Source organism: Acidocella sp. (genome assembly GCF_013044125.1).
In the GTDB taxonomy this organism is placed as follows: Bacteria; Pseudomonadota; Alphaproteobacteria; order Acetobacterales; family Acetobacteraceae; genus Acidocella.
The window spans coordinates 1-9,052 of the sequence record NZ_JABEVC010000013.1 but is presented as its reverse complement, the minus strand read 5'-3'; the positions used below and the strand labels follow the sequence as shown (position 1 = coordinate 9,052).

The window sequence follows — 9,052 nt, the reverse complement described above, 5'->3', positions numbered from 1 at the left end:
GCGTAGCCGAACACGGTGGGGGTGGTGCCGTTCTGGCCGAGCCTGGCATCGGCGTTGCCGCCGCCGGGCAGATGGCCGCAGCCGGAGAGCAGGGAGAGTGCCGCGAGGGCGGCTGCCCGGGAGGTGGTGACACGGGAAAGAGTCTGGCTACGCAAAATGGTTCGCCCCCAGGTTAAAACATCAGGTTAAAACGGCCGGATATGGTCCGGCCGTTGCTTAACGGTGAATGCGGCTTCGGGCAACTTGGGCGGGGTTTTAAGCTTCCACCGCGGTGCAGCTGCGCGGTGAGATCATCGCCAGGAATTCGCGCCGTGTTGAGGGGTCGTCACGGAAGGCGCCGAGCATGCGGCTGGTGACCATGCTGGCCCCTGGCTTGTGGACGCCGCGGGTGGACATGCACTGGTGCCCCGCCTCGATCACCACCGCGACGCCGCGCGGCTGCAGCACGTCGTTGATGGTGTTGGCGATCTGGGCTGTGAGTTTTTCCTGGATTTGGAAGCGGTGGGCGTAGGCATCCACCACGCGGGCGAGTTTGGAGATGCCGACGACGCGGCTGCCCGGCAGGTAGGCGACATGCGCCTTGCCGATGATGGGCACCATGTGGTGTTCGCAATGGCTCTCGATGCGGATATCGCGCAGGACCACCATCTCATCGTAGCCTTCGATTTCCTCAAACGTGCGGGCAAGCAGGGCGACTGGGTCTTCACCGTAGCCGCGGAAAAATTCTTCATAGGAGCGCACGACGCGGCCGGGTGTATCAAGCAGGCCCTCGCGTTCAGGGTCTTCGCCAGCCCAGAGGAGCAGGGTGCGCACGGCGGATTCAGCTTCCGCGCGGCTGGGTTTTTTTGTGGCGCGCGGCGCCTTGGTGAGCTTTGCTTTGGATGTCACGACGTTCAAGGCGGGTCTCCGTCTGCGGTATTATCAAGGGCCTGATGGGTCAGAATACTTCGTGAAACGATATACGATCCGATCCGGGATTTGGATCAGCGGGGCGTGGGTGAAAGCAAGGCTGCGCGTTGGAGCCCTAAACCGCCATATGGGCAAGAATGAACCCCCCGCAACCCATGAGGGCGGTGGTTGGCGCCATGATGGCGCGATAAAGTTAATGGACCCTTGTGTTCTGGTGCGGACTGTCCAGGCTGAAGGCGGGGATTGCGATGTCAAACTGGCGGTCCTCGTCCACCGCGAGCATGTGGTATTGGCCGGTCATGAAACCGCTGGGCGTGGAGAGCGGCGTGCCGGAGGTGTATTCAAAGCTTTCGCCGGGCTCCAGCACCGGGGTTTCGCCGATCACGCCTTCACCGTGGATATGTTGGCTGCGGCCGTGCGCGTCGGTGATGTGCCAGGTGCGGCGCAGGAGTTGTACGGTGAGGGGGCTCGCGTTCTCGATTGTGACGCGATAGGCCCAGGCGAAGCGCGCGGCTTCGGGGTCTGACTGGTCGGCCAAGTAGAAAACCCGCACCGTGACGGTGATGCCGGCGGTGGTTGCCTGAAAGCCTGGGGTCATGCGCGCTAAATCCTAGTGTCCCGCTTCTGAAGTTCGTGCCGGTAAATTTCATTCCCGGGAGGCGTGCCGGCTTGGTGTTTCCGGTGGGGCCGCCACCAGCGCGGCCAAGCCTAACGCAGCTCGGAATGGCTAACAAGCCGGAGTTGCAAACGCGCGCTTTGCCGGATCGGGTGGCGCTGCTACACCTGAGCAATGGATAGATTTTCGCTGTTTCGCCGCCGTGGTGCCGTTGCTGCCTGCATCCTGCTCTCGGCCTGCGCGGCGGCGGGGCCTGGCGGGGCGGCAACCTACCCGCCGCCGAACCCCGCCTATGGCGCGTATCTGACGGGGCATTATGCAGCGGCCCGCAACGACCCGGCGGCGGCCGCGAAATATTTTGCGCGCGGACTGCGGGCGGCCCCGGGAAACCAGGCGATGATCGGGGAGGGGTTTCTGGCCTCGGCGCAGGCGGGCGGCCCGCTGGCGCTGACGCTGGCGCCGCAGCTTCCCGGCAATACGCTGGCGGCGCTGCTGCTTGCCAACCGGGCCGCCATGCAGGGCGATTACGCGCAGGCGGCGGCGTTGTATGGCGCCTTGCCGCAGGATGACCTGCTGGGGCTGATCAAGCCGGTGCTGGTGGCGTGGTCCCGATTCGGCCAGGGCAACACCCAGGCGGCGCTGAACGCGTTGCAGCCGTACTTCAGCGCCGGAGCGTTTGCGCCGGTTTATGTGCTGAATGCCGCGCTGATCGCCGATGCGGGGCATGATGTCAGGGATGCCGCGCAGTATTACAACGCCGTGAGCAATGGGCAGCCTAACCTGCGGCTGGCGCAGATATTGGCGAGCTGGGAGGCGCGCCAGGGCGCGCAGGGCCTGGCGCAGCAGGAGCTGGCCACGCTGATGCAGGCGCATCCGGATTTGCAGATCGCGCTGCCGGGGTTGCAGGCGGTGGTGGCGCGGCCCGTGGTGGCAAGCCCAGCGCAAGGGCTGGCGGAGGCGTATCTCACCCTGGCAGGCTCGCTCAACCAGCCGTCCGCCACGTTTCTGCGCGAGGTATTCCTGCGTTTTGCTCTGCAACTGCGGCCGGATTTAACCGCGGCGCGGCTGCTGCTGGCCAATACGCTTTCCGGTGGGGATAATCCGGCGGCCACGCCCACGCCGGTGATGTTGCAGAGTGCGTTGGACGTGCTGGCGCCGGTGACGCAGCAGGATCCGCTGTTCGCGCCGGTGGCGATGCAGGAGGCGAATTTGCTGGCAAGCCTGAACCGCCCGGCGGCGGCGGTGGCGCTGTTGGACAAGTTGATCGCGCTGAACCCGCAGGACCCGGGGCTGCTGGCCAATGCCGGGGATGTGTTACGCGCGGCCAACCAGATGCAGGCGGCGATTCCCTATTACAGCAAGGCGATTACGGCCGTGGGCACGCCGCCGCCGCCGGCGGCGTGGCCGTTGTTTTTCGACCGCGGCATCTGCGAGGACAATGTGAGCGGCTGGGCGGCGGCGGAGCCGGATATGATGCAGGCATTGGCGCTCGGGCCGAACCAGCCGTATGTGCTGAACTATATCGGCTATACCTGGGCGATGCATGGAGAGAAGCTGGATCAGGCGCAGGCGATGCTGGAGCGCGCGGCGGCGCTGGACCCTAATGATGGCGCGGTGATCGACTCGCTGGGCTATGTGAACCTGAAGCAGGGCCATACGCAGACCGCGCTGGGGCTGCTGATACAGGCTGTGCAGCTGGACCCTGACGATGCCGAGGTGAACGGGCATCTGGGCGATGCGTTCTGGCAGGCGGGCGAGAAATTGCAGGCGGCGTATCAGTGGCAGCGCGCTCTTTCGCTGGGGCCGGATGCGAAGCTGGAGGCCGCGTTGAAGGCGAAGATCAAACAGAATTTTCCCCCGGTCTCATGATGCCAAGGCGTTTTGCACCGGCGAAGGTGAATTTGTTCCTGCATGTCACCGGCAGGCGGGCGGATGGGTATCATCTGCTGGACAGTCTGGCGGTGTTCCCCGCCGTGGGGGATGTGGTGAGCGTGGTGCCGGGCGAAGCGCTGACGCTGAGCATCACCGGGCGGTTTGGCGGCGTGTTGCGGGCGGAGCCGGATAATCTGCTGCTGCGCGCGGCGCGGGCGATGCGGCCGGAGGGGCATGTGGGGTTGTTGCTGGAGAAGAACCTGCCAGTGGCTTCGGGTATTGGCGGCGGCTCTGCCGATGCGGCGGCGGCGCTGCGCTTGTTGGCGTGCTATTGGGGCATTGAGATGCCGCTGGAGGGGGTTGCCCTGGAGTTGGGGGCGGATGTGCCGGTGTGCCTGGACTCAAAGCCAGCGCGGATGGGGGGCATTGGCGAGATTTTGTCCCCCGCGCCGCAACTGCCCCGATTCGGCATGGTGCTGGTGAATCCGGGTGTGGCGGTGCCCACGCCTGCGGTGTTTCGTGCGCGGCAGGGAGGTTTCACGCCCCCGGCGGCGCTGCCCGCCGGCTGGGCGGATGCGGCGGGTATGGCGGCTGATTTGGCGCGGTGCACGAATGATTTGCAGGCGGCGGCGATTGGGATTCAGCCGGTGATCGGGCAGGTGCTGGAGGTGCTGGCGGGGCTGCCGGGCGCGCTGCTGGCGCGCATGAGCGGCTCGGGCGCCACATGCTTCGCGATCTTCGCCACGCCGGAGGCCGCCACGGCGGCGGCGGCGGCGATAAACCAGCCGGGCTGGTGGTGTTGGGGTGGGGGGCTTTACGACCCGGCCCTTGCCGACATATGAGCAGGGCGCATTGGGACGTCGCCAAGTGGTAAGGCAGCGGATTTTGATTCCGCCATTCGGAGGTTCGAATCCTCCCGTCCCAGCCATTTTTAAAGAAATTTAATTCTTGCGGGCGCGGGTGCGCTCCACCGCGCCGGCGAATTGGGCGTGGATGGCGGTGAAATCGCCTGATTGCGGTTTGGCCACAGCCCATGCCTGCCCGGCGGGCGGTGCCGCGCCGTGGAGCGACTCGCAGAGTTGGATCATGCCGATCGCCGTGAGGTCGGCGCTGGCGGCAACGCTGACCGGGTGGCCCAGCGCGTTGGCGAGAAATTGGGTGAAGTAGGCGCTGCGGCTCAGGCCGCCGTCAATCGAGATGCGGGCGAGCGGGGCGGTCTGGGCAAAGGCCCCGGCGAGTTGCGCGGCGCGCAGGGCGATGCCTTCCACCACGGCGCGGATGAGGGCGGCGCGCGGGGTCTCCAAGCTGAGCCCGAACCAGGCGCCGCGGGCGGTACGGTCCCAATAGGGGCAGCCAAGCCCCGCCAGCGCGGGGACGAAGAACACGCCCTGCGCGGCGGCGGAAGGACCGCTGAAGGTGTCGATTTCAGCGAAATCAGCCAGCAGGCCGATGCCGCGCAGCCATTCCAGGGCGGAACCGGCGGTGAGGATGCCGCCATCCAGCGCGTATTGGGGGGCGGCGGCGCCGATCTGCCAGGCGGCGGTGGGGAGCAGACCGTTGGTGGCGCCCATGGCCGGGGCGGTGCCGGTGAGCCCCAATGCAAACGCGCCGGTGCCGAAGGTGATTTTTATATCGCCGGGGTGCTGGCAGCCGTGGCCGAACAGAGCCGCCTGCTGGTCTACCGCGCTGGCGGTGAGTGCCGCGCCGCCGGGGAGTTGCCCGAAATTTCCGGCGGTGGGGCGGATTTCGGGCAGACATTCGCGCGGCACGCCGAAGAGCGTGCAGAGGGTTTCGTCCCATTGCAGGGTGCGTAGGTTGAGCAGACTGGTGCGCGAGGCGGTGGAGACGTCAGTGGCGAAGGTGTTGGTCAGGCAGTCGATGAAAAACGCGTCGCTGGTGCCAAGGCGCAGGCGGCCCTGGCGGTGCAGGGCGCGGGCGTCCTGGGTGTTGTCGAGCAGCCAGCGCAGCTTGGTGGCGGAGAAATAGGGGTCGAGCGGCAGGCCGGCGCGCGCCAGGGTTTCCGCCTCCAGGTCAGCGGCTTTCAGGCGCTCGGTCTCGGGGGCGGTGCGGTTGTCCTGCCAGACGATGGCGTTGTGGAGGGGGCGTTTTGTTTGCGCGTCCCACGCCACCACGGTCTCGCCCTGGTTGGCGAGGCCGAGGCGGGCGAGCGGACCGGCGGCTTCCATAAGGGCGCGGATGTTGTCCAGCAGCTCCAGCGGGTCGTGCTCGACCCAGCCGGGGTACGGGTGAAGCTGGCGGTGGCCGCGGCTGCCAACCAGACGGGTGGCGCCACCGGCCATGCGCAGATAGGCTTTGGTGGAGGTGGTGCCTTGGTCAATGGCGAGGATGGGGTACATGCTAATCCAGTATCACCGCCAGGGAGTTACGCCCGGTGAGGGCGGCGCCGGGCAAAGTGAGGCTGATGCGGCGCTCGGGCAGGATGCGGATGAGGCGTTCAAAGACCAGCGTGTCATCGGCCATGGCGCGCAAGCGGCCTTTGTGGGCATGACGCGCGCGCCCGTGAAGCTGGATTGGTATGCCGCCGGGGATGATGCGCTGCGGGTAGATGTAGCGCAGCGCGCCGCCGGGGATGACCGGGATGGCGGCTTGCGGGGGCGGCAGCTCGCCGCGCAGTGCGCGCAGGATTTGCGCGGCGGCCCGCGCGCCCTCCAGCGCCGCAAAGCCTGAGTGTTCCACCGGGCGGAGCAGATTGCCAGTGGCGAAATAGGCGGGGTCGGAGCAGCGGAAGAAATTATCGATGGCGGGGCCGCCGGTGGCAGGGTCTATTTGCAGCCCGGCGCTGCGCGGGAGCCAGGCTTCGGGGGTGAACTGCCCGGTGAAGATCACGCCGTCGCAGGCCAGCTCCTCGCGCTGGCCGTTGCGCTCAAGCAGCACGGACTCCACACGGTCGATGCCGCGAATTTCCAGTAATTGTGTGTTTGTGCGTACCGGCACGCCAAAAACCGCGCGGGCGATGAGGCCGCCGGGGCGGCGGGCGAGGATGCGTGGCCCGGGTTCGAGCATGGCCACGGGTTTGATGCCGGCGTGGCGGGCGGTGAGGAGGGCTGAGAAGGCGACGAGTTCGGAGCCGATGATGACCGGGCGGCGGAAGGGGATTTGCCCGGCCTGGGCCATTTCCTGGAAGGCGCCGGTGGTGGTGATGCCCCAGGGCCGGGTGCCCGAGACCAGTCGCGCGCCGCGCGGTTTTTCGCGGATGCCGGTGGCGAGCAGGACGATGCGGCTTTGCAGATATTCGGGGCCGCCTGGCGTGCTGATGTGGAGATGCCCGTTGGGTTCCAGGGCGGTGACGGTGGTGTTGATGAGAATATCCGCCCCTGCCGCGCGGCGGACGAGTTCTCCGGCATAGCGCGGGCCGGTGTAGAGACGGTGCATGTCCCACACGCCCCAGCCCTGGTGATCGCAAAACCGAGGCAGGCCGCCGGGCTGCGGGTTGCGCTCCAGCACCTGTACGCCGCTGATACCGGCCTGGAGCAGGACGCGGGCGGCGGTGAGCCCGGCGGGGCCGGCGCCGATGATGGCGACGTTATGCATCGGCGAGACCGGGGATATAGGGCGCGGCGAGCTCCAGAACCCGGCGGCTGCAATAAAACCCCTGGCAGCGGCCCATCATGCAGCGGGTGCGCCGGCGCAGGCCCCCGATGGACCCGGCGGGAAGCGGGCTTGCGAGCGCGGCGGCGACTTCATCGTGCGTGACCAGTTCGCAATGGCAGATGATCTCCGAGCGGCCGGGTTGCGCGTGCGGGCGGGGCAGGGTCTCGGTGAGGTTGGGGACGCGGGGCCAGAGCGGGCTGGGCAGTGGTTTGAGGGTACCGAAATGCGTCTCGTAGAGGCCGCGCATGTGCCGGGCGATGCCGAGCGCGCCGGTCAACCCGGTGGAACGGATGCCTCCGGCGGTGATCCAGTTTTGCGCGGGCAGCGCCTCGATCTGATAATCCTTGAACTGGGTGGCGGGGCGCAGGCCCGCGTAGGCGGTGGTGATCTCCATGCCCGCGAGCGCGGGGAGCATGCGGCATCCGGCTGCATGCAGGGCGTTGAGCGTGGCGGTCTCGGTGGTGGCGAGGCGGCGCTCGGGCTGGTCCTCGGCGGTGGGGCCGACCAGCAGATTGCCAAACGCGGTGCGGGTGATGACGATGCCCTTGGTGCGCGCGGTAGGCACCGGCAGGATGATGGATTGCACAAGGCCGTGGGCGGGTTTGTCATACACCACGAACTGGCCCTTGCGCGGGGTGATGGTGAAGGGGCTGGGGCGGGCGATGGCCTCCACCAAATCGCCGAAATTACCGGCGCAGTTGATTACAATGCGCGCCTGGATGGGGGCGGCGTTTTTGATGGTCAGGGTCCAGGTGCCGCCGGTGAGGCTGCCTGAAGTGACCTCGGCGTTGAGGTGCAGCGTGCCGCCGTTGGCAAGCGCCTGCCGGGCGTAGGCCAGCGGGGCGGACCAGGGGTCGATCAGGGCTTCGCCGGGGATCCAGACGCCGCCTTTCACATCATTGGCCAGGCCGGGTTCGCGGGCGCGCACCTGCTCGGCGGTAATCTGGGTGACGTCCGTGACGCCGTTCTGGTGCGCCTGCGCGACGATGCCGGGAAGTTTCGCCAGCTCTTCCTCACTCCAGGCAACAACCATGGCGCCGGTTTCAAGCAGCGGCAGGCCCAGGGGCTCGTGGATTTCGCGGTACAGCCGGTAGCCCTCGCGCATGCAGGCCAGCTCCAGGCTGCCGGGCGTGGCATCAAACCCGGTGTGCAGGATGGCGCTGTTGCCCTTGCTGGCGCCGGAGATGATGTCCGCCTCGCGCTCGATGAGGATGCAACTCAGCCCGGCGAGGGTGAAAGCGCGCCACGCGGCGCAGCCGACCACGCCGGCGCCGATGAGGGCGATGTCGAAGCTTTTGGCGGTCATGCCGGTTCCGTGTCGATCACCAGCACCGGGGTTTTTTTGCGCGCGGCGATGAGCGCCAGTGTGGCGTTGGTGAGGGTGCCGCGGCTGGTGACGATGAGGCGGGCCGCGGGCACCTGCGCGGCGGTGCCTGTGTGGCTGTCCAGGCGGAGCAGCGGCTCCCCGGTGGCGCGCGCCAGGGCGGCGGCGATGCCGGCGGCGGGATCCTCGGCGCCATTGACGACGGCCAGGATGGGGCCTGATTTTGGCGGCACGCCGCTGGGCAGGATGAGCACGCTGGCGGCGATCTGGAAGGCGGATGCCAGCATTTGCTCAAACGGCGCGCTGGGGTAGCCGCTCTGGTGGATGACCGCGATGGTCTCACCCCGGCCGTTCTGCGGGTGTTCGAGCTGCGCGGGGTCGTGGATGATTTGAAATTGCCGGGGGAGTGTGGCGGTCATCTGCTTGAAGAGGCGTTCCGCCGCGGTGATGGCGAGTGATAGCTCCTGCGAGACGTTGTGGCCTTCCAGCGGGGCCCAGGCGCGCTCGCCGGTGCGGAATTCGCGCGCAAAGGGCAGGGCAGCGAGGCGGGCGGGGGCTGGGTCGGCGAAGAAACGGCCAAACAACTCCAGTTGCAGCAACTGTGCGAGTTCGGCGGCCTGCTGCACGATCAGCCGGTCGCAGCCGCTGCAATGCAGGTCTACGATAATGCGTTTGAACGGCGGAGCGGCGTCGGTCATGGCGCCTCCGGTGCTGGGGCG

8 protein-coding genes and 1 tRNA gene are annotated in these 9,052 nt (G+C 67.5%); 3 read left to right on the top strand and 6 right to left on the bottom strand.

Annotated features, from left to right (window positions below; genetic code table 11):
* Window positions 1–255 precede the first annotated feature (255 nt).
* Both folE and apaG read right to left on the bottom strand, forming a co-directional pair.
* Window positions 256–897 (bottom strand): GTP cyclohydrolase I FolE, encoded by a 642-nt coding sequence (gene folE, locus HKL97_RS00735; protein WP_291421865.1) that lies wholly within the window; start codon window positions 895–897, stop codon window positions 256–258.
* A gap of 205 nt (window positions 898–1,102) precedes the next feature.
* Complete coding sequence (gene apaG / locus HKL97_RS00730) at window positions 1,103–1,507, bottom strand: Co2+/Mg2+ efflux protein ApaG (protein ID WP_291421863.1); 405 nt, start codon at window positions 1,505–1,507, stop codon at window positions 1,103–1,105.
* Window positions 1,508–1,699: 192 nt separating this feature from the next.
* On the opposite strand from apaG, the gene HKL97_RS00725 reads away from it, so the two are divergent.
* The 3 genes from HKL97_RS00725 (at window position 1,700) to HKL97_RS00715 (ending at window position 4,325) form a co-directional block, all read left to right on the top strand.
* Entirely contained in the window at window positions 1,700–3,394 is a 1,695-nt protein-coding gene (locus HKL97_RS00725; RefSeq protein ID WP_291421861.1) for a tetratricopeptide repeat protein, read from the top strand.
* The gene (locus tag HKL97_RS00720) at window positions 3,391–4,239 is read left to right on the top strand and encodes a 4-(cytidine 5'-diphospho)-2-C-methyl-D-erythritol kinase (protein ID WP_291421859.1); all 849 of its coding nucleotides are present in this window, start codon (window positions 3,391–3,393) and stop codon (window positions 4,237–4,239) included. Before HKL97_RS00725 ends, HKL97_RS00720 begins: the two co-directional genes overlap by 4 nt.
* A gap of 11 nt (window positions 4,240–4,250) precedes the next feature.
* A tRNA-Gln gene (locus tag HKL97_RS00715) sits at window positions 4,251–4,325 on the top strand.
* A 13-nt stretch (window positions 4,326–4,338) separates the two neighbouring features.
* Here the strand turns inward: HKL97_RS00715 and HKL97_RS00710 are convergent.
* The 4 genes from HKL97_RS00710 to HKL97_RS00695 form a co-directional block, all read right to left on the bottom strand.
* A complete protein-coding gene (locus HKL97_RS00710) occupies window positions 4,339–5,754 on the bottom strand; it encodes an FGGY family carbohydrate kinase (protein WP_291421857.1) in 1,416 nt (471 codons plus the stop codon).
* A 1-nt stretch (window position 5,755) separates the two neighbouring features.
* On the bottom strand, window positions 5,756–6,949 hold the full coding sequence (locus tag HKL97_RS00705) for an NAD(P)/FAD-dependent oxidoreductase (protein WP_291421855.1): 1,194 nt from the start codon (window positions 6,947–6,949) through the stop codon (window positions 5,756–5,758).
* Window positions 6,942–8,315, bottom strand: a complete 1,374-nt coding sequence (locus HKL97_RS00700) for an NAD(P)/FAD-dependent oxidoreductase (RefSeq protein ID WP_291421854.1) — start codon at window positions 8,313–8,315, stop codon at window positions 6,942–6,944. The genes HKL97_RS00705 and HKL97_RS00700 overlap by 8 nt, the downstream gene beginning before the upstream one ends.
* A partial coding sequence (locus tag HKL97_RS00695) for a hypothetical protein (RefSeq protein WP_291421852.1) occupies window positions 8,312–9,052 on the bottom strand: 741 nt, incomplete at its 5' end. The genes HKL97_RS00695 and HKL97_RS00700, both read right to left, overlap by 4 nt.